The 19,712-nt window shown below is 48.3% G+C and carries 21 protein-coding genes and 1 pseudogene; 14 read left to right on the top strand and 8 right to left on the bottom strand.

Translation table 11 applies throughout. From position 1 onward, the window contains the following. The first annotated feature begins 23 nt into the window (after positions 1–23). The 13 genes from PPHA_RS02815 to PPHA_RS02875 all read left to right on the top strand — a co-directional run bounded on the left by PPHA_RS02815 (position 24) and on the right by PPHA_RS02875 (position 12,022). A complete protein-coding gene (locus PPHA_RS02815) occupies positions 24–773 on the top strand; it encodes a glycosyltransferase family 2 protein (protein ID WP_223293966.1) in 750 nt (249 codons plus the stop codon). After that, positions 770–1,738 (top strand): UDP-glucose 4-epimerase family protein, encoded by a 969-nt coding sequence (locus PPHA_RS02820; protein ID WP_012507375.1) that lies wholly within the window; start codon positions 770–772, stop codon positions 1,736–1,738. The genes PPHA_RS02815 and PPHA_RS02820 overlap by 4 nt, the downstream gene beginning before the upstream one ends. A gap of 32 nt (positions 1,739–1,770) precedes the next feature. Continuing rightward, complete coding sequence (locus PPHA_RS02825; protein ID WP_012507376.1) at positions 1,771–2,331, top strand: sugar transferase; 561 nt, start codon at positions 1,771–1,773, stop codon at positions 2,329–2,331. Between the two features lie 5 nt (positions 2,332–2,336). Continuing rightward, a complete protein-coding gene (gene fcl / locus PPHA_RS02830) occupies positions 2,337–3,317 on the top strand; it encodes a GDP-L-fucose synthase (protein ID WP_012507377.1) in 981 nt (326 codons plus the stop codon). A 6-nt stretch (positions 3,318–3,323) separates the two neighbouring features. Beyond that, positions 3,324–4,466 carry a GDP-mannose 4,6-dehydratase gene (gene gmd, locus PPHA_RS02835; protein WP_012507378.1) on the top strand — a complete coding sequence of 381 codons (1,143 nt, stop codon included), beginning with the start codon at positions 3,324–3,326 and terminating at the stop codon, positions 4,464–4,466. A gap of 749 nt (positions 4,467–5,215) precedes the next feature. Continuing rightward, positions 5,216–5,809 (top strand): acetyltransferase, encoded by a 594-nt coding sequence (locus tag PPHA_RS02840; protein ID WP_012507379.1) that lies wholly within the window; start codon positions 5,216–5,218, stop codon positions 5,807–5,809. A gap of 158 nt (positions 5,810–5,967) precedes the next feature. Then, positions 5,968–7,182 carry a glycosyltransferase family 4 protein gene (locus PPHA_RS02845; protein ID WP_012507380.1) on the top strand — a complete coding sequence of 405 codons (1,215 nt, stop codon included), beginning with the start codon at positions 5,968–5,970 and terminating at the stop codon, positions 7,180–7,182. Positions 7,183–7,190: 8 nt separating this feature from the next. Continuing rightward, positions 7,191–7,793 carry a sugar transferase gene (locus PPHA_RS02850; RefSeq protein ID WP_012507381.1) on the top strand — a complete coding sequence of 201 codons (603 nt, stop codon included), beginning with the start codon at positions 7,191–7,193 and terminating at the stop codon, positions 7,791–7,793. 97 nt (positions 7,794–7,890) lie between these two features. Then, the gene (locus PPHA_RS02855) at positions 7,891–8,100 is read left to right on the top strand and encodes an acyl carrier protein (RefSeq protein ID WP_397233994.1); all 210 of its coding nucleotides are present in this window, start codon (positions 7,891–7,893) and stop codon (positions 8,098–8,100) included. Further along, positions 8,097–9,422 (top strand): AMP-binding protein, encoded by a 1,326-nt coding sequence (locus PPHA_RS02860; protein ID WP_012507383.1) that lies wholly within the window; start codon positions 8,097–8,099, stop codon positions 9,420–9,422. Before PPHA_RS02855 ends, PPHA_RS02860 begins: the two co-directional genes overlap by 4 nt. Then, entirely contained in the window at positions 9,419–10,144 is a 726-nt protein-coding gene (locus PPHA_RS02865; RefSeq protein ID WP_012507384.1) for an SDR family NAD(P)-dependent oxidoreductase, read from the top strand. The genes PPHA_RS02860 and PPHA_RS02865 overlap by 4 nt, the downstream gene beginning before the upstream one ends. 17 nt (positions 10,145–10,161) lie before the next feature. Continuing rightward, positions 10,162–10,764, top strand: a complete 603-nt coding sequence (locus PPHA_RS02870; protein ID WP_012507385.1) for an acyltransferase — start codon at positions 10,162–10,164, stop codon at positions 10,762–10,764. Positions 10,765–10,837: 73 nt separating this feature from the next. Continuing rightward, positions 10,838–12,022, top strand: a complete 1,185-nt coding sequence (locus PPHA_RS02875) for a DegT/DnrJ/EryC1/StrS family aminotransferase (RefSeq protein WP_012507386.1) — start codon at positions 10,838–10,840, stop codon at positions 12,020–12,022. 10 nt (positions 12,023–12,032) lie between these two features. Here the strand turns inward: PPHA_RS02875 and PPHA_RS02880 are convergent, their stop codons facing one another. The 8 genes and pseudogenes from PPHA_RS02880 to PPHA_RS02920 all read right to left on the bottom strand — a co-directional run bounded on the left by PPHA_RS02880 (position 12,033) and on the right by PPHA_RS02920 (position 19,408). After that, the gene (locus tag PPHA_RS02880) at positions 12,033–12,725 is read right to left on the bottom strand and encodes an EpsI family protein (RefSeq protein ID WP_012507387.1); all 693 of its coding nucleotides are present in this window, start codon (positions 12,723–12,725) and stop codon (positions 12,033–12,035) included. Continuing rightward, positions 12,706–13,581: an exosortase/archaeosortase family protein gene (locus PPHA_RS02885; RefSeq protein WP_012507388.1), complete on the bottom strand. Its 876-nt coding sequence runs from the start codon at positions 13,579–13,581 to the stop codon at positions 12,706–12,708. Before PPHA_RS02885 ends, PPHA_RS02880 begins: the two co-directional genes overlap by 20 nt. After that, on the bottom strand, positions 13,581–14,510 hold the full coding sequence (locus PPHA_RS02890; RefSeq protein ID WP_012507389.1) for a hypothetical protein: 930 nt from the start codon (positions 14,508–14,510) through the stop codon (positions 13,581–13,583). The genes PPHA_RS02885 and PPHA_RS02890 overlap by 1 nt, the downstream gene beginning before the upstream one ends. A 66-nt stretch (positions 14,511–14,576) precedes the next feature. Beyond that, positions 14,577–16,291, bottom strand: a pseudogene (locus PPHA_RS02895) (IS1634 family transposase). Positions 16,292–16,468: 177 nt separating this feature from the next. Next, positions 16,469–16,858, bottom strand: a complete 390-nt coding sequence (locus tag PPHA_RS02900; RefSeq protein ID WP_012507390.1) for a SurA N-terminal domain-containing protein — start codon at positions 16,856–16,858, stop codon at positions 16,469–16,471. After that, complete coding sequence (locus PPHA_RS02905; RefSeq protein WP_041526396.1) at positions 16,855–17,526, bottom strand: PEP-CTERM sorting domain-containing protein; 672 nt, start codon at positions 17,524–17,526, stop codon at positions 16,855–16,857. Before PPHA_RS02905 ends, PPHA_RS02900 begins: the two co-directional genes overlap by 4 nt. 164 nt (positions 17,527–17,690) lie before the next feature. Next, positions 17,691–18,629, bottom strand: a complete 939-nt coding sequence (locus PPHA_RS15830; protein WP_012507392.1) for a hypothetical protein — start codon at positions 18,627–18,629, stop codon at positions 17,691–17,693. Continuing rightward, a complete protein-coding gene (locus tag PPHA_RS02920; protein WP_223293969.1) occupies positions 18,620–19,408 on the bottom strand; it encodes a hypothetical protein in 789 nt (262 codons plus the stop codon). Before PPHA_RS02920 ends, PPHA_RS15830 begins: the two co-directional genes overlap by 10 nt. An 87-nt stretch (positions 19,409–19,495) precedes the next feature. Between PPHA_RS02920 and PPHA_RS15835 the strand changes: the two genes are divergently transcribed. After that, positions 19,496–19,648 carry a hypothetical protein gene (locus PPHA_RS15835; protein WP_190274016.1) on the top strand — a complete coding sequence of 51 codons (153 nt, stop codon included), beginning with the start codon at positions 19,496–19,498 and terminating at the stop codon, positions 19,646–19,648. Positions 19,649–19,712: the final 64 nt, after the last annotated feature.

Consider the following 19,712-nt stretch of genomic DNA (forward strand, 5'->3'; position numbering starts at 1 on the left):
GCTTATTTGTTGATATGTTAAGCATGTCTATTGTTACTGTTGTTAGAAATAATGAAACGACTATTGCTGATTGTATCTCTTCAGTGGCAGGCCAGAGTCTGCCGCCGTTTGAGCATATTATTATCGATGGAAAATCGACTGATGGAACATTATCAGAGATCAAGAAGCATCAACATTCCGCAGTCAAGTTAGTCTCTGAGTCGGATAAGGGTATCTATGATGCTATGAATAAAGGGATTCTACTTGCAACTGGTGATATTATAGGGATCCTGAACTCTGATGATATATATGCCCATTCTCAGGTTCTTGAAAACGTGACGAAGTTATTTCAAGAAAGCTGTGCAGATGCCTTATTTGCTGATTTGGTTTACGTAAAATCTGATAATGTAAATCAGGTAGTGCGTTATTACTCGGGAGCTGGATTTACTCCTGAAAAGTTTGCCTGGGGTTGGATGCCACCGCATCCAACCTTTTTTGTTAGAAGGGAGATATATGAGCGTTATGGTCTGTTTGCTACCGATTATCGTATTTCTGCTGATTATGAGCTGATGGCTCGTTTTATGGCTCGTCACAGGGTAAATTATCTCTATATGTCTGACGTCATTGTTCGGATGCGAACAGGTGGCGTCAGTACGCGAAACTTGAAAAGTAACTGGATTTTGAATCGTGAAATTCTACGGGCTTGCACCGATAATGGCATTGATACGAATATCTTTAAAGTCTATTCGAAATATTTTCGCAAAGTGTCGCAGCTTTTTGCAAGGCCAGCATGAACGTTTGGCTTACTGGTTCGACAGGCTTTCTCGGTACAAGCCTTGTAAAGCAGCTTATCCTTCAGAATGTCAAGTTTGTTGCCGTTCTATTAGATGAAAAGGATGTCGCACGGTTACCGTCTTCAGAGATTGAGTGGGTCATTGTACCACCGTTGTCTAACTCTGCAAATTATCAAAATACCCTCAATGATGTAGATGTTGTTGTTCATCTCGCAGCTCGTGTGCATGTGATGCGCGATGAGGCGGCTGATCCCCTTACTGAATTTCGTCGGGTGAATGTTTCTGGAACACTTAATCTGGCGAAGCAGGCTGCATTGGCTGGTGTTCGGCGTTTTGTGTTTGTAAGTTCGATCAAGGTTAATGGTGAGTCTACGCTTTTGGGTCATCCTTTTTCTGATGGCGATGCGCTTGATCCGCAGGATCCTTATGGTATCAGTAAATATGAGGCGGAACAGGGTTTACTTGAGCTTGCATCAGAAACCTGTATGGAGGTTGTAATTATTCGACCACCATTGGTATATGGCCCAGGTGTTAAGGCAAATTTTGCATCTATGATGAGCTGGCTTGAACGGGGAGTTCCGCTTCCGTTGGGTGCTGTTCATAATCAACGTAGTTTTGTGGCGCTTGATAACCTTGTTGATTTAATTGTAACCTGTATTGATCATCCGAAAGCGGTTAATCAGACTTTTCTTGTTTCGGACGGTGAAGATCTCTCCACGACAGAGCTGCTGCAGCGGATGGGGCGTGCTCTGGGTAAGCCAGCTCGATTAATTCCTGTTCCGGTTGGAGTGATGCAGTTTGCCGCAAACCTGCTCGGGAAGGGTGCTGTTGCCCAACGTCTTTTTGGATCGTTACAGGTGGATAGCTCGAAAGCTCGTGATCTTCTTGGTTGGAAGCCTGTCGTTACTGTTGATGAAGCGTTACAAAAAACGGCTGATGCTTTTAACGCAGTGCATAAAAAGTAATATCCATTGATAATCTGTTGTTTTTATTGTTCATGAAGCGACTTTTTGATATCACCATGTCGCTGCTGGCTCTTCTTGTGTTCGGTATGCCGATGCTTATTGTGGCTTTGTTCATAAAGCTTACGTCGAGAGGCCCGGTACTTTACTGGTCGGATCGAGTTGGAAAGAACAATGCTCTTTTCAGGATGCCGAAGTTCCGCACCATGCTTGTTGAGACTCCGGCTGTTGCAACTCACCTTATGTCAGATCCTGACAGATTTCTTACACCCATCGGCAAGTTTCTCCGGAAAACGAGTATTGATGAACTGCCTCAGCTTTGGAGCATTCTGATAGGAGATATGAGTATTGTTGGCCCTCGTCCGGCGTTGTTCAATCAGGATGATCTGATAGCGTTGCGTACTGAAAAAGGGGTGCATATTTTGACTCCTGGACTTTCTGGCCCTGCACAGATTAACGGCCGTGATGAATTGCCGATACCGGTAAAGGTTGAATTTGACGAGTATTATCTTAAAAATCGCTCCTTTCTTTTTGACCTGAAAATAATAGTTCAGACCATTTTCAAGGCAGTCAAGGGCGATGGAGTAACGCATTAAAATTTATGCATAAAAAAATATACATAGCCGGTCATCGGGGTATGGTTGGTTCTGCCATTGTGCGAAACCTGCTTGCCGGGGGGCTCAGCTCGGATAATCTGCTGTTCAGAACGCATGCTGAGCTTGATCTTACCTCTCAGGCGGCTGTTCGGGCATTTTTTGAGGGTGAAAAGCCTGATCAGGTCTATCTGGCGGCGGCGAAAGTTGGGGGGATTCATGCCAACAACAGCTATCCGGCGGAGTTCATCTATCAGAATCTGATGATGGAGGCCAATATTATTCATGAGGCCTGGCGGGTGGGGGTTCAAAAGCTCCTGTTTCTTGGCTCCAGTTGCATCTATCCCAAGCTGGCGCCTCAGCCGATGCCGGAAAGCGCTTTGCTGACCGGGCCGCTGGAGCCGACCAATGAACCCTATGCCATTGCCAAAATTGCGGGTATCAAGCTTTGTGAAAGTTATAACCGGCAGTATGGGGAGAGCGATGGCACTGATTTTCGCAGTGTCATGCCGACGAATCTGTATGGTCCCGGCGACAACTATCACCCTGAAAACAGCCATGTTATTCCCGCGCTGATCCGTCGCTTCCATGAAGCTATGGTCAGCGGAGATGCTGTTGTGACGCTCTGGGGTACCGGTACGCCACTGAGGGAGTTTCTGTATGTTGATGACATGGCTGCAGCATGCATTCACGTCATGAATCTCGACAAAGCGACCTTTGACGCCAATACCACTCCTATGCTGAGTCATATCAATGTTGGCAGTGGCAAGGAGGTGACGATTCGTGAACTTGCCGATACTATTGCAATGGTTATCGGTTTTCAGGGCGGTATTGCATTTGATGCCTCGAAACCTGATGGCTCACCCCGGAAACTGATGGACAGCAGCCGACTCAACAATCTTGGATGGCAGCCGAAGGTGGGGCTTGAAGAGGGGCTGAGGCTGGCGTATAATGATTTTCTTCTTCATGAACATGCTTCTCATTTTTAAATTTCTATGAAAGTTGCTCTTATTACCGGGATAACCGGCCAGGATGGATCTTATTTGGCGGAACTGCTGCTTGAGAAGGGGTATGAGGTGCATGGCATCAAGCGGCGGGCCAGCTCGTTCAATACCCAGCGGATTGATCATCTCTATCGTGATCGCCATGATATTGAAAATGAGGGTTCTCCGGTTTCTCATCACTCGTCGCTTTTTCTCCATTATGGTGACCTGACCGACAGCAGTAATCTGACTCGCATTATTTCGGAGGTACAGCCTGATGAGGTCTATAATCTTGGTGCGCAGAGTCATGTTGCGGTGAGTTTTGAGTCGCCGGAGTATACGGCTGATGTTGATGCCATGGGTACGCTGCGTCTGCTTGAGGCGATTCGCTTTCTGGGGCTTGAGAAGAAAAGCCGTTTTTATCAGGCTTCGACGTCGGAGCTGTTTGGTTTGGTGCAGGAGATTCCGCAGCGGGAGAGTACCCCTTTTTATCCCCGCAGTCCCTATGCTGTGGCGAAACTTTATGCTTACTGGATTACGGTGAACTATCGTGAGGCCTATGGGATGTATGCCTGCAACGGTATCTTGTTCAACCATGAGTCGTCGCGGCGGGGTGAGACTTTTGTGACGCGCAAGATTACGCGGAGTCTTGCCAATATCACCCAGGGGCTTGAGGAGTGCCTCTATGTTGGTAACATGAATGCCTTGCGCGACTGGGGCCATGCGAAGGATTATGTGCGGATGCAGTGGATGATGCTGCAGCAGGAGCAGCCGAAGGATTTTGTTATTGCGACGGGTGTGCAGTACAGTGTTCGCCAGTTTATTGAAAAGTCGGCGGCGCAGCTTGGGATTACCATTCGCTGGGAAGGCACCGGCATCAACGAAGTCGGTATTGTTGATTCACTCAGTATTCAGCACTCAGCACTCAGTACTGGTTCAGTTATTGTTCGGGTTGATCCGCGTTACTTCCGTCCTGCGGAGGTGGAGACGCTGCTTGGGGATCCGGCAAAGGCGAAAGCAGATCTTGGCTGGGTACCGGAAATTACGCTTGACGAGACGGTTGAGGAGATGGTAGCGTACGATCTCGATCTCGCCCGGCGTCACGCCCTCCTCAAAGCCAATGGTTATACCGTGGAGGTCAGCAAGGAGAGTTGATGGGGAAAGTGGGTAGTGGAAAGTGGGGAATGGGGATTAGGTAATGGGAAGAGGTTTTCATTACGAATCTTTTTCTGTCATCATCACGAATTCCCTTCTTTTCATCATCCCTTACGCCCCTTCTTGTCATCCCCATGTTAGGGAGGGATTTCATTGGGATGAAGAGGAAGAGTTTTGCCCGCGAATTACACGAATTTACGCGAAAAAGAAATTAAGGCGGTTTACTGGCTCAGCTTCGCTGCTCCAGTATCCCGCCTTGTTTTGCATTAAGAGGTGAATTGTTTTTTGTCATCCCGAATGCCTCTACTTGTCATCCCCACGTTAGGGAGGGATCTCATTGGGATGAAGAGGAAGAGTTTTGCCCGCGAATTACACGAATTTACGCGAAAAAGAAATTGGCAGTTGGTTTTCTCGTACGTTGACGATAAAAACAACTGCCGAGTTTTCATTAAGAAACGAATTGATTTGGTGTTAGCCTGTACTTACTTTCTTCTCATCCCTTACTTACGCCCCCTTTTGTCATCTCGACCATCGGGAGAGATCTCATAGCAATACCGGGGATTGGGATGAAGAGGAAGAGTTTTGCCCGCTAATTGACGCGAAAAGGAAATTAAGGCTGTTTGTTGTTTCAGCTTTGTTGCTCCAATATCCAGCCTTGTTTTGGATTAATTCAGGGATTAAATCCTTGAATTAAGGCAAGAGAAGAGTTTGTCCAATAATTACACGGATTAGCACGAATTGGGGTTGGTATGGAAAGAATATTGATTGTTGGGGCTGGGGGGCATGGGCGTTCTGTTGCTGAGTCGATTGAGTTGAGAGGAAACTTTCAGATTGCCGGTTTTATTGATGACAGTTATCCTGAAAAAAAGCAGGTGTGGGATTATCCTGTTTTAGGCGCAGTGGAGGATATTTCCGTTTTTTCTGATAGAGCTGAATCACTTGTTGTTGCTATTGGTAACAATCGGGTGCGCAAGGCTCTTTTCGGTAAGGCAAAAGCATCAGGATTTATGCTGCCGTCAATCATTCATCCGGCGGCTTTTGTTTCGTCTCGTGCTGTTATTGGAGAAGGTTGCTGCATTATGGCCGGTGCTGTTGTTGGTACTGAGGCTGTTCTTGGCAGTGGATGTGTTGTGAATGTGAATGCTTCGGCGGATCATCACTGTCGGCTTGAAGACTTTGCTCATCTTGGTGTTGGTGTTCAGCTTGCTGGCGGGGTAATAGTTGGAGATTCAGCATGGTTGCAGGCTGGTTCGTCTGCAGGATATGGGGTAGTAGTTCCTGATGAGGCTAATGTGTTACCATGCATTGGGTTGCTAAAAGATTGTGTTACGTGCAAAGTGTGAAGTGTTACGATTGAAGATGAGAAAATGATTTTGATTTTGGATTGAACAGATAAGAGGCGCGTTACGGATTTTACAAGGCCTTGTGTCAGGTGGAGTATTGGATGTCCAGAAGCAGGGAATGTATATCGGATTCTGTTTAAAAGTTTTTTTGTTGATATGTGCGGATATTATTGTTAACCCAGTGGTTTGATCCTGAACCGACTTACAAAGGCTTGTATTTTGCCAAGGAGCTTCAAAAACAGGGATTTGAGGTAGAGGTACTTACGGGGTTCCCAAATTATCCTGGAGGGAAAATATATCCAGGGTATAAAATTCAATTGTATAAGAAAGAAGTAATTGAAGGGGTACTGGTTACTCGTGTTCCCCTCTATCCCAGTCATGATCAACGTGAGATTGGTCGTGTACTGAATTATGTCAGCTTTGCGGTCTCTGCCCTTGTTTATGGAGTGTTAAGGGCAAAGAGACCGGATGTGGTGTATGCCTACCATCCGCCACTGACCGTCGGGATAGCGGTTTCTCTCATCCGCCTGTTCCGTCGGGTGCCCGTTGTTTATGATATTCAGGATATGTGGCCCGATACCCTGCGGGCTACGGGAATGGTTTCAAATTCCCGTGCGCTCGATATTGTAGGCAGGATCTGTAAATTGGTTTATCGCTCTGTTGACCGTATTGTGGTGCTTTCTCCGGGTTTCAGGAAGTTGCTTGTCGAACGGGGCGTTCCCGAACGGAAGGTAGATGTGATCTATAACTGGTGCGATGAAGCATCGATGGGTAATCCTGCAGGGGAGATTCCGAAAGATTTCTTTGGTTCAGGGAGCTTTGCCATTGTTTTTGCCGGTAATATGGGGAAAGCCCAGGCGCTCGATGCCGTGCTTGTTGCGGCAGAGATCGTTCAGAAAAAGGCTCCGGAAATCTGCTTTGTGTTTATTGGCGGAGGAGTTGAGGTCGATAATCTGAAAAGTCTCGCACATGAGAAGAACTTGCACAACGTGCGTTTTCTTCAGCCTGTGCCGATGGCTGAGATTGGAGGGGTTCTCGCTAAGGCCGATGCGCTTCTGATTCATCTCAGAAAAGACCCGCTGTTTACCATAACCATACCCTCAAAGACCCAAGCGTACATGGCTGTTGGAAAGCCGCTGCTTATGGCCGTTGAAGGAGATGTAGCCGATCTGGTGAAAGCCGCCGGTTGCGGCGTTATCGCTGAGCCCGAGAACCCCGAATCTATTGCAGATGCGGCATTGAAGCTGTTTTCGTTATCTTCAGCAGAACGGAATGCTATGACAGAGCGGAGCAAAGAGTACTATAAGTCTAAGTTATCTCTGAATGTAGGGGTTGAAAAGTTTGCCGCTATTTTCAGACAGTCAGCAAAATAAGTTGTTGTATGGTCAAGCGTCTTTTCGATTTGCTGCTTACGATTCCCGGTACTCTTGTTATTCTGCCGTTCCTGCTGGTTCTTGCTTTGCTGGTCCGGATTTTTCATGGCAGCCCGCTGTTTTTTACGCAGGTGAGGCCGGGCAGGCATGGGAAGCCGTTCAGAATGTGCAAGTTCCGGACGATGACCGATGCAAGGGATGACATAGGCAATTTGTTGCCAGATCAAGAGCGCTTGACTTCACTTGGCAGGTTTCTTCGTGCGACCAGCCTCGACGAGTTCCCGGAGTTGATCAATGTGTTGAAAGGCGATATGAGCCTTGTCGGTCCACGTCCGCTTCTGATGGAGTATCTGTCTCGGTACTCTCCGGAACAGAATCGTCGCCACGATGTGAAACCGGGAATGACCGGTTGGGCTCAGATCAATGGACGTAATGCCATCAGTTGGGATGAGAAGTTCATTCTGGATGTGTGGTATGTCGATAACCGGTCGTTATGGCTCGATGTCAGGATACTGGCCATAACCATGCTGAATGTGGTGTTGCGGAAAGGGATCAATCATAACAGTACCGAGACGATGCCTTTTTTTCAGGGTTCAGAAAACCAAAAGTGAAAATGATTGGGTATGGCCTGAAAATTATTGGTAATCCGGCGCATGAAATTGAAACGAGGTCATCATGAAAGAGAAAATTGTGGCCATTATTCGCGAAATGGCCGCCGAATACGGTTGGTCAGTTGTCAGTGATTTTTCCGATGATACGGTTCTGCTTGAGAGCGGTCTTGATTCTCTGGGGTTCGCTATTCTTGTAGCTCGTCTGGAGGAGGAGCTGCAGTACGATCCCTTTTCCATGATGGATGAACCGGTCTATCCGAGGACACTGGGAGAGTTTGTGGCTGTTTACGAGCGCTATGCTTCATGAAAGCTGAGGCGTTATCCTCTATTCTTGAGGGTTTTGATGGCGGGCAAACGGTTGTATTGTCAGCAGAGGCAAGGCTTACTGTTGATCAGCTACTCGAAAATGCCGATGCGCTTTTCCGGAGATCTTCCGTTACGTCGGGGAGCCGGATTGCACTCTGCGGTTTGGCGGTTTTTGATCTGATAACGGCTCTTGCGGCATTCGATGGCAGGGCCGGGGCGATGCTGCTGCTCCCGGCATCTGCGGATTCAGCATCAGGAGATCGTCTTGTTTTGGCTGCCGGTTGCACTCACAGGATGGACGGTGAAGGTATTCGTGCATTGCCGGATTGCCGGGAAGGGTGCGGTTCTGCGGATGCCGATGCAACGCAGTGGTTGCTGGCGACCTCCGGAACGACCGGAGTTCCGAAGTTGATCGGTCATACCCTTGCATCCCTTTCCCGTACTGTAAAAAGAGATGTTGCAAAGGGTCGCGGTTTTATCTGGGGGTTGCTTTACGATCCTTGCCGTTTTGCCGGTTTACAGGTTATTCTGCAGGCCTTGTTATCGGGTTCTATGCTGAGCGTTTCTTCATCGCATGATTTTAACAGGCAGGTTGAGGGTTTGGTTGCGGGTGGTGTCAATGCGCTCTCGGCTACGCCATCTCTATTGCGGAAGTTGCTGATGGCTGGCGACATTAAGGAATGTCCATTACGGCAGATAACGCTCGGAGGTGAAATAGCCGACCAGCAGATTCTGGATGGGTTGAGGCATTGTTTTCCTTCAGCAAGAATTGTTCATATTTACGCATCGACAGAGGCTGGAGTTGGCTTTTCCGTTCATGACGGCATGGCCGGGTTTCCTGCGGCCTGGCTTGAAGATGAACGTAAATCTGTTCCGATGAAGGTTCGCGGCGACGGGCATCTTCTGGTCAGGCCGACAACAGTTCCCGAGGGGGAGGAAGTAGCGGGACGGCTCGATGCCGATGGCTATCTGGATACCGGAGATCTTGTTTGTGTCGCTGGCGATCGGGTGTTTTTTTCAGGGCGGGCTTCCGGGTCTTTAAACGTTGGCGGCAATAAGGTTATGCCTGAGTATGTTGAAGAGCATATCAGGCGTGTGGACGGCGTTTTTGATGTCTATGTTTACGGGAAGAAAAGCAGCATGATGGGGCAGATCGTTGCGGCGGATATTGTGCTCGATCCAGGGGTTGATAAGGCTGTGATAAGGGGAAATATTTTAAGTTATTGCCGATCTGCATTGGAGAACTGGCAGATACCGGGTGTCCTTCGGTTTGTCAGCGGACTGGAGGAAACCGCGGCGGGAAAACGCGAAAGGCTGATATGATGAAAGTTGTTGTTGTTACAGGCGCTACGCGCGGTTTGGGGTTTGCCATTGCCCGGCAATGCATAGCTGACGGGTATAAGGTTGTTGCTGTCGGCCGCACCATGACCGAGCCGTTGGCTTCGTTGCTGCAGAGCTTTCCTGAGCGTATTGTATTTGAACCATATGATTTTTTTAATACGGCGGGGATTCATGCGTTTGCCGTCGGTATCGTGAAACGGCATGGTAGGCCCTGGGGGCTTGTGAACAATGCGGCTATCGGTACCGATGGAGTGCTTGCGACGCTGCATGAACAGGATATTGCCGATTTGATAACGATCAACCTACAGGCGCCGGTTCTGCTGACCAAGTACCTGTTGCGTCCCATGCTGCTGAACAGGGGGGGGCGGATTATCAATGTTTCTTCGATTATTGCCTCTACCGGTTTCAATGGACTTTCCGTATATGGAGCGACGAAAGCTGCAATGGCGGGGTTGACGAAGTCGCTGGCTCGTGAAGTAGGCAGAGCGAATATAACTGTCAATACCCTTGCGCCGGGGTTTATGGAAACCGATATGACATCGTCGCTTCAGGGAGAGAAGCTTGAGTCGGTCAGGCGCCGTTCTCCACTTGGGCATCTGGCTACCGTTGAAGATGCCGCTCATGCTGTGAGTTTTTTGTTGAGCGAGAAAGCATCGAGTGTGACTGGAACGACCTTGACGGTGGATGCAGGCGCTACCGCCTGAATAAATAATTCATTTTTATGTCAGATAAGCAGCGCCATACCGATAACCCTTTTTACAAGGGTTTCTTCGAGAGCGAAGAACTCATGAACATGGGCTTCATGTCTGTCGGGAAGAATGTGAAGATTGCAAAAAACTGTACTATCGTCGGGCTTGAGAATATTTCGCTGGGGAATAACATCCAGATTGATGAACAGGTGTTTATTGCGGTCAATAAAGGGTACCTCGATATCGGAGATCACGTGCATATCGGAGGTGGATGCCATGTAAGTGGCACGGGTGGCGTAACGATTTCGGATTTTTGCGGTTTGTCGCAGGGGGTGAGAATCTATTCGGTTACGGATGACTATACAGGGTATTCGTTAACGAACGCAACAGTTCCCGAGCGCTTCAAAAGTGTTAAAGTCGCACCGGTCAATCTGGGCAGGCATGTGCTTATCGGATCGGGCAGCGTTGTTCTGCCGGGTGTTACGATCGGAGAAGGTTCAGCGGTAGGAGCGCTTTCACTTGTCAGTATTTCGCTAGATGAGTGGGGGGTCTATTTCGGCTCTCCGGCAAAGAGAATCAAGGCGAGGTCGAAGAAGTTGCTGGAGATGGAGAAGCTGCTTCGAGAAGGAGGTTGAGATCGGGTTACGATGAAAAGCGATACTCCGTTCCTATTTCTCTGGCTTAAGAAACATATGTTGTAATCGATATATGTTGAATACTTCATTTCCTCCCTGGCCTTCGTTTAGTGTTGATGAGGCTGAGGCGGTTTCTCGGGTGGTTTTGTCTAATCGGGTTAATTACTGGACTGGGCAGGAGTGTCGGGAGTTTGAGCGGGAGTTTGCTTTGTGGGCAGGGTGCGAGTATGCTGTTGCTCTTGCGAATGGGACGCTTGCGCTTGAGGTGGCTTTGAAGGCTTTGGGGATTGGTTTGGGCGATGAGGTGGTGGTTACTCCTCGTACGTTTATCGCTTCAGCGTCGTGCGTTGTGGCTACGGGTGCGGTGCCGGTGTTTGCGGATGTTGATCGCGATACGCAGAATATTGCCGCCGATACGGTCGCTCAGGTGCTCTCTCCGCGGACGAAGGCGGTAATTTGCGTGCATCTTGCGGGTATGCCGTGCGATATGGATCCGATTATAGATTTGGCGCGTGAGCGAGGGTTGCTGGTGATAGAGGATTGCGCGCAGGCGCATGGGGCAATATATAAGGGGAGGCCTGTGGGATCTATCGGCCATATAGGGGCGTGGTCATTCTGCCAGGACAAGATTATGACCACCGGAGGCGAGGGCGGTATGGTGACGACGAACGACCGTGCGTTGCGGGATGCCATGTGGGCTTATAAGGATCACGGGAAGTCGTGGCGTGCTGTGAATGAAATGTATGAAAATACAGAACAGTCGAGTTTTCAGTGGTTGCATGAGTCGTTCGGTTCGAATTACCGGATGCTCGAGATGCAGGCTGCTATCGGCAGGATTCAGTTGCGGCGGATGCCGGAGTGGAGCGCAAAACGGCGCGGGTATGCGGGGATGATATGGAATACAGCACGGCTGTTTCCGTGGTTGCGCGTGCCGGATGTTCCGGATTGGGCGGAGCATGCGGCTTATAAGTGTTATGTGTTTGTGGTGCCGTCGGCGTTGCCGGATGGGTGGGATCGCGACCGGGTGATGGCGGAGATCAATGCGCAAGGGGTGCCGTGTTATTCGGGGTCGTGTTCGGAGATCTATCTTGAGAAGGCGTTCGAGGGGACGGGGTGGAGGCCGGCGGAGCGGTTGCCGGTGGCGAAAGAGCTGGGGGAGACAAGTTTGATGTTTCTGGTTCATCCGACGCTTGAGCAGGAGCATATTGAAAAAACCTGCAAAGTGCTACAGGAGGTTATGTCAGAGGCTAAAAGATAAATTATTGTTTTCAATCATGAGTGCCCATAATCAAATCTCGGTCATTCGCAGGAAGACTCTCAAGATATTCCCTGATGTAATCAATATGAGCTGTTGCAGGCTGATCCGGTGCAGGGCGCTCACTTGACACCCTTATCATGATATTGTCGGGCATGGTGCCCAGCATTGAACGTATCAGACGAGTCATCTTGTCAATACGTGTCGCACTGAAAAGCGATTGATTCGTTCCCAAATCCAGTTTCCCGCCTGTTATCCTCCAGTACATCACATCTTCTACCCTGTTGCCTTGTTGTGCGGTAAAGGTAATCACCTCCTGCTTTCCCATTTTTGTTGTCACTGATGCTTGCTTAGGTGTGCCGATTTCAGATCCACCAACCTGATAGCATACCTGTTGTAGATGACCAGCACGGCGGATGCCGTCGCGACTCCAGGTCATCAGCATGGAAACGGTTTTTCCGTCAGGGTACTGGTAGGTGCGTGTTGTAACCAAATCATAGTCACTTTTAAGCGATTTGCTCCATTCTGAGTCAACAGAGTGACCGGAAAGAGGTGCCCAGCCATCGGGGTGCTCTCTTATCAATCGTTCAAGATCGGGTGGAGCTCCCTTAAAGGTGAGGTGTTCTCTTGCTTCGACCAAGAGTAGTGATGAGAGGAGCAAAAGACCGGTTGCTATGGCCAATGCGCTATACCTGGTTATCCGCATGTGCTTTATTTCCTGTTTGCTTATAACCTTTAGAGGCTTGGAACAAAAATCGATCGATCAGGGCAAGAATGAGCAGTGCCACAATAAAGACGAATATACCGGTCATATCATGGAATAACCCTTGAGCAAAATTTTCGCCGATATATTGTGTTGCCAATACCAGCGATATGACACGGAAGAGGTTGGTGAGAATGGCAACAGGAAGAACGCAAGCAACGAGGACAAGGATGTGCCATGGTTTGCGTTGTGCGCTTTCTCGCAGATAGAGTACAGAGAGTGCGGTTAATGAAAAAATTGAGTTCATGCCTGAGCAGGCTTTGGTCACCTCAGCGCTGTATGGACCGAAATAAAGGATGACGCCGTTGGCGACAACAGGAAAAAGGGTTGCACTGATCATTTTTGCTGATACCGTTGCAATGGCTAATGCTAAATTGGACGATAGCAGTTGCGGAGCAATCCACCCGATAAGGACAATGATCGTTCCGGAAAGGGCAATGAAAAACGCTGATCGTCTGTATTGCTCCGGAGCCAGAGTTCCCAGCAAACCGGCAGCAATGACAAAGAGCCCCCAGATTTCAAGAATCATCGCAGGGTAGAGACGTCCTGCGGTATAGAGTACCCAGCCGAAACCTAAAAGAGCCAAGCCTGAGAGAAGGTTCCCTCTTCCTTGGCCAAGCAGGGATACGGTGATACTGCTGCGCTCAATCCATAACACGACAACAAGAATGACATACAACAACGGTTCATCGCTGTTGCCAAACGAGGGGTTAAAGAGTGTATATCGCGCAGCGGAATGAAAAGCCATAAGAGCAAACAGCAGCCACGGAAACCATGATGCGTGAGGTCGAATGTTCATCAGTGGACAATTCGCATGGTTCCGAACACAGTTGCTGCTATAAGCAAGCTGAATACTACAACGGGTATCCAGTGAAACCGTTCCATTGTGCGTTGAACAAATTGAAGGGCAAAGATTCGACTGCTACCTGTTCCGACAAGAATTCCGGTTATAATAGCGACCGCCATCATCCAGAAGGGAATGATACTCCAAAGCAGATACAGGTGATAGCCAAGGGCGGAGAGAACCGATACAGCAATAGCGATAAGAGTCAGTTCAACAATATGCGATGTCATATATACATCGTAGTCATATGGCATTGGAGTCTCTTTTTTTCGAGCTGGCCAGAGCCGTGGAAGCCATAGAGTGCCTCTCTGAATACACATTGAAGCCGTTAACAGCAGCATTGCAACGGTAAAAGAGAAGCTCAGCAGTGCCGCAAAGCGAATTTGCCGGTACATTTTGCTTGTGGCTCGAGCCGGGTCCGGGGTCGGGAGGGTAATCGCCTGCTGTTTGCCTTTTGTTCCTGGGGCGTCAGGTTTAAATTCGCCGAAATAGCTGATTTTGGAAGCATCAACCACCTCAGTCATTTTTTGTGTAAATACAATGTTTCGTTGCTGAGCATTGATCAGATTTGCTGCGGCCTGCTCTGCTGCTTGACCCTCCAGCGGAATGGGCACAATGGTGTGCAGCATCAGCATCATGGAGAATTTGTCTTCAACTCGCATGACTACCGGAACATTTGCTCTTGCTGTGCTTAATATCTTGAGAATTGCCGGTTCGATTTGATCTGAAGCGAGCGTTCGCGTAGTTCGTCGGAATGGTATCGACTTATTCTTAACGTTATCGAGCAATGCTGTCAATGAGGCTCCTTTCCCGACAGAAGCATTCAATGACTGCAGAAATGGAACATTAACGCCCTGAATGATCACCTCTTCGTAAACGAGCAATTTTCTTTGGGCAAACAGATTGGGATTTTCTTCTACTACCCTGAAAGTAGGATAAAGCGCACACTATCATGAGGTCACTCCCAGATATTTCAGGAACAGCCGATCTCTGGCTACGGATTCAGTAGACCAGCGGTAGTTGCCCATGACAGTTCGTACTTGAGTCGTCTCAATGCAATCGAACCAATCCAGAATCTGAGCGAGAGATCGTTGCTCAAGCCACTGTTCCAATTTTTTTTCGAGATTGACAAGTGCTTTGGTTTTTTCGCTTCCGTTCTTTCCAAGCTCTGCCCGCATTTCCTTGATTTTCTTGGTCAGGAAGCAATGATACCCCAGTGACACAAACTGTACGAATTGCCTTCCCCGCAGGTTGTCTGGATGCCATGTGCGCGGCCTTGCTCCATCAAGGCCTCCCTTCACCACGGCGAAGATCTCCTCTATTTTTTCACGCAATCGATAGTCTGCCAACGCTGTGAAGGTCTTCATGGCCTGATTGCTGACGAGCGCAAAATAGCCGAAGTATTTCGTCGCTTCGACAATGGCCTTGTCGTTGAAACCGACCCTCAATTGTCCACCACGCCCCTTTTTTGAGCAGATCAGATATCGCTCGATTTTTCGTTGCGCAGATTTCGTGAACTCCATCACCCCATCTTCTACTTGAGCTTTGAGTTCAAACAGCTCCTTGCGGAAGTCGAGCTGCTTCTTGGTGTCGCTGTTAGGGGAATAGAAGACATGGACATAAAAGGCGGCGCACGAACCTCTCTTCTTCTCCGCTCAGCTTGGCCGTTTCGCGACAGTTGGCGCACTCGACCGAACTCGTGCATTCTCATCGCCGTGGCGCCGCAAACCGACGGATCAAACTGGCAAGTGCTCGACATGCCCGCCAGCGTCTCCCGAAGCGCATCCACCGTCTCGCGAACCCAAGTGATATTGGGGTCAACCAGAGTAAGGAATTTCATGTTGCGCAAGGCGAATTTCATCATGTTCCCCTCACTGTAGTAGCCGTTATCGGTAACGATCAAGGGTTTCTCAAGGTTAAAGCACTTGAGTTGCTTCAGGGTGTTCTCAATGGATATGACGTCCGGAACATTGCCAGGCTGCTTGGCGAATGCTAACGGCTCGCGTTCCTTTACGGAATACAAGGTTAGAAGCTTGATGGTTTTCAGTCCGTCACCATCCTTATTGAACCCATGCCGTGCTTCCGACTGGTTCTCGGAGTAGGTCGATATCGTGGTCGAATCAAACGCCAGCACAGGTGCCTTGCCCAGGCGATCCGCCCGGAAGGAGAAGTAGCGCTGCACGCGGTCTTCGTCGCACCCGACACATTTGAACAAGTCACTGTAAACGTCTTCAGTGATAACTTCGCTGTAGGGAAGGGAGTGCATTACCTGCCAACCCTCAAGGCGTGGCAAGGTGTTTCCGCCGGAACCGATCCAGTAACGCGCAATAGAGAGAATCTTGGCAGCGTCGCCCTCGCTGAACGAAGAACGCACGTCATCGTCAATGCCGGAGGCTTTACCGACCCACTCCAGAAGATCCGTGAGGCCACTGTGCCTGCGTAGCGCACCAACCAAGCCCCCTTCATTTTTGCTTTTTTTCGGGCGTGTAGGGATTATCTCCTGTGTTCCCGACTTGATTTTCCCTTGGAGCTTCTGACTGACGGTATAGGTCTTTCTGGTTCGTTCATTATAGCCTGTAACCCGCTCATAGATGTAAATATCGCCATTCGGGCGCCTTTCACGCCGTTCGCCAACGTGAGTTTTTCCAGTTACTGGTTTAGACACGGGGTATTCTCCTTTTTAAAGTGTTTTCCTTATTATACATACGTACACGTTAAAAAGCAAGAAAAAAGCGCGGTTTTTCTAAAAAAAACACAACTTCTCCGGAAAAAACACAACTTTTTTTGAAATAGTGCTCAGGTGGCGATCTTTTTTAGTTAATGTGTGCGCTTTATCCGACTTTCAGGCTACTACTGTTTGGATCGTTTCCTGGGAGAGAGGCTTGGCTGTTGATACAATTTTTGCTTCGGCCAACCCTGCAAGAACACCGCGACGGGCATTATAGAGGGCAATGGGGAACTCAGGTGACTGGTCAAGCTTCATCTTCGCAGCCTGCTGGGCAAGGAGCTCAGCACGAACCAACCCAGCCAGAATGCTCCGGCGCTGATCGCGCTTTACCGATTCACTGGCTCCCGGTGCGGAAGCGCGCTGATAGAGAAAATCGACTTCACGCTGGGTAATTTCAACACCGTTGACAACCGCAGCAACCCGGCCATCACTGCCATCGCCAGCATGAGGGGAGCAGCCAGCGATGACAAAGGCAAAGAGAAAAAAAACAAAAAAAGATTTCACACTGCTGGAACTGAAGTTTTACCAGACTTTTTCTTCAGCCTTCTCGCACCTAAAAGACCTCCGATACCGAGGAGCACAAGACTGGCTGGCTCCGGTGTTGCTGGTCCGCGAAGCTGAAGGCCGTTTATTACAACTCTATTACTTGTACCTGTTGCGGCATAATCAATTACTAACTGGCCTGAACTATTTGCAGAATAAGTTCCTAACACATAATTCAATCCTGGAGTAAAGGTGCCTGTCTTTCCATTATTTGCAGTGGATGTAACATAAGAACCATCATTAACTCTAAATATTAATTGTTCAGGTATTTCAACGTTATTTTCACTTTGAGTATAGATATATAGTTCATAATTTTCACCAGCTACAAGTCCCCCAAAGGTCATATGATCTAGAGGATGTGCGCCTGTGTAATACATATAACTTCCCATCAAATTATCATCCGCAGGATTGGTACCAGTGTAAAATGCAGATTCTGAATGACTCATTGTCCCAACACCATCAGGATCATAAACAAATGATACAGTACTCCCGTCTCCATCTGAATTTTTTAAATTCGTGATCGATTCACCGCTCCTACTAAATGTTTTATTCCAAAACTGAGATGAACCGAAATCTGTAGAAGCAGCAGCACCATTGTAAACGTCAGTACTAAAGTTAACATTAATCAACTGATCTGCGTCAAGTATTTAATTGAATTATAGCTATTTTTTATGGTAAATCCTATTCGTTTTTGACAACAGTAGTATATGTTTGCTATAAATTTTTGTGGTGTGGATAGATGAGAGTGGAGAATCCTGAGAACAGTCATGATCCGATGTTTATACCCTGCGATCTACTCCTTAATACCAAAGAACTCGGCTACAGGAAAATTTTCAGGCAGGATATAGACGTATCCCTTGCCGGAACTGAAGGTACCCATGAGTGTCGATTGGAAAAACACGACAGGAACATTGATACACCCCCAGGAGACACGATTGTCTTTTGCCGTCGGTGAATCGAGTCTTTCCAGACGATGTTGTCCAGGAACATTGATCACCTCATGGATGGCAAGTTGGGTTGCAAAATCAACCCAGAGAACCACTTTATCGTGGCTGTCATAACCTTTACGTGCAAAAAAACGCCCCGCTTGAGTAATACGATCTTTTTCGGGTATCTTTGAAAGTGGCTTGCCTGCTATGCCGTCAGGCAAGATATCTCCTGTGCTCATACCAAGTAAAGTAGGCGCATCGCCGATTAGTTTACCCTCCGGAGAATAAACGAAAAGATGGGCGTTTTTCTTGTCGAGAATAATGAATGGATATTTTTTGTTATCCCCTACCTTCGTGACCCACATAGCCACAAAGCTCGCATCGGAGACTGGTATCTCCGATGCGAATGCAGCATTAAGAAAAGTGACAAGCCATAAGGCAAGATTCAGAGTACAAAAATAGACCCGGAACATATACTTCTGTGTGCCAATTAACCGCGAGCTCCACCTCTGAGATCCAGCTCCGGTACTGGAGGTACAGGCGTCGGCGCAGGTGCCGGCGGCGGCGGCGCTGGTGCTGGCGGCGGTGGTGGCGGTGGTGGTGGCGGCGGCGGTGGCGGCGGCGGTGGCGGTATCGGAGGTGTATCCGACGCATTTCCGCTTCCAAAAGCTGCATAGGCTTCGGATACAAGTACTCCCGAAACAAATGTCTGCAAGATGCCGGACGTCATCCCGATTAATAGGCAAATCCGGGTAAATGCAAGTGTTTTCTTCATGGTATGAACAATTAAGAATTAACGCCATATTGCAGTACTCACCCCGGCAATAAGCCGGACACCATCACCAGAATTTTCTGTTAAATCAGCAAGGCCTACGGTAACAGCTACCGGTACGGAATTGTTGATAAAAAACGTTTTCCCGACAGCCGCACTGAGGTTAATGCCATTCCATTCACAGATAACGTTGAAATTGTCAAAAAGCTCATAGGCAACGTTGCCGAAAACCCAGGTTCCGTCTTCTCCTTTGCCGTTTGCAACATCAGCGGGACTCTTTTCGCTGAACCGACCATTACCAACCCCGATACTGTAGTGCAGTTTCGTGCGACTGGTCTCCTGGTTGACCTGTACCTTGTCAAGTAATCCCTGACTGAAGACGATGTAGTAACTTTCATCCGCATCAGAGAGATCATCACCAGTAAGCATGATATGTTCTGCGCCTACGGCAATTGAACTGCCCGACCCAAGATAGCGGTGAAGCTGCATGACAAGGCCTATACGATTCCAGTCACTGAGATCATAATTGACTACCCCGACATGAAATCCAGCATTTTCATAGGGATTGCCGATTCCGATGCCCGCCATCACCCCGCCATCGTTCTTATCGCTATACGGCGCAGGAGAAGTTCCTCCAACAGCAAAAAAAATTGTTCCGTCTGAGGCTCCCCAACCAGTAGGAGTGAGGAACGACTTCGGATGACTATTCGGAAATGAGAGCGTAGAATACTCAAATGCTTTGGCCGAACAAGGCCAAAACGAGAGTAAAACCCCAAGCATTGCGAGTTTTTTGAGATTGAAATGTTTCATAAGCATGGCAGTTCGTTTAATATGGAAAATATATTTTCCTATAATAACCCGTTAAGTTTATCTAAAAAATCAGAAATATCCTAATCGATGAAAAAATTCACAGAAGCACTTCTGAAGGAATGCGGAATAATTCATAAAATTCACAATACTACTCTACCATCATTGACAAAGCGTCTGATTGATGCAGTGAAAACAGCTATGATTGCTATGATGCAGCATGGGTTTGGTTCTTTGACTTGAAATGCAACTCATAAATTGTTATAATCGGGGAAAGTATTATTCATGGTGATGGGTTAATGGGGAG

It is taken from the genome of Pelodictyon phaeoclathratiforme BU-1 (genome assembly GCF_000020645.1).
In the GTDB taxonomy this organism is placed as follows: domain Bacteria; phylum Bacteroidota; class Chlorobiia; order Chlorobiales; family Chlorobiaceae; genus Chlorobium; species Chlorobium phaeoclathratiforme.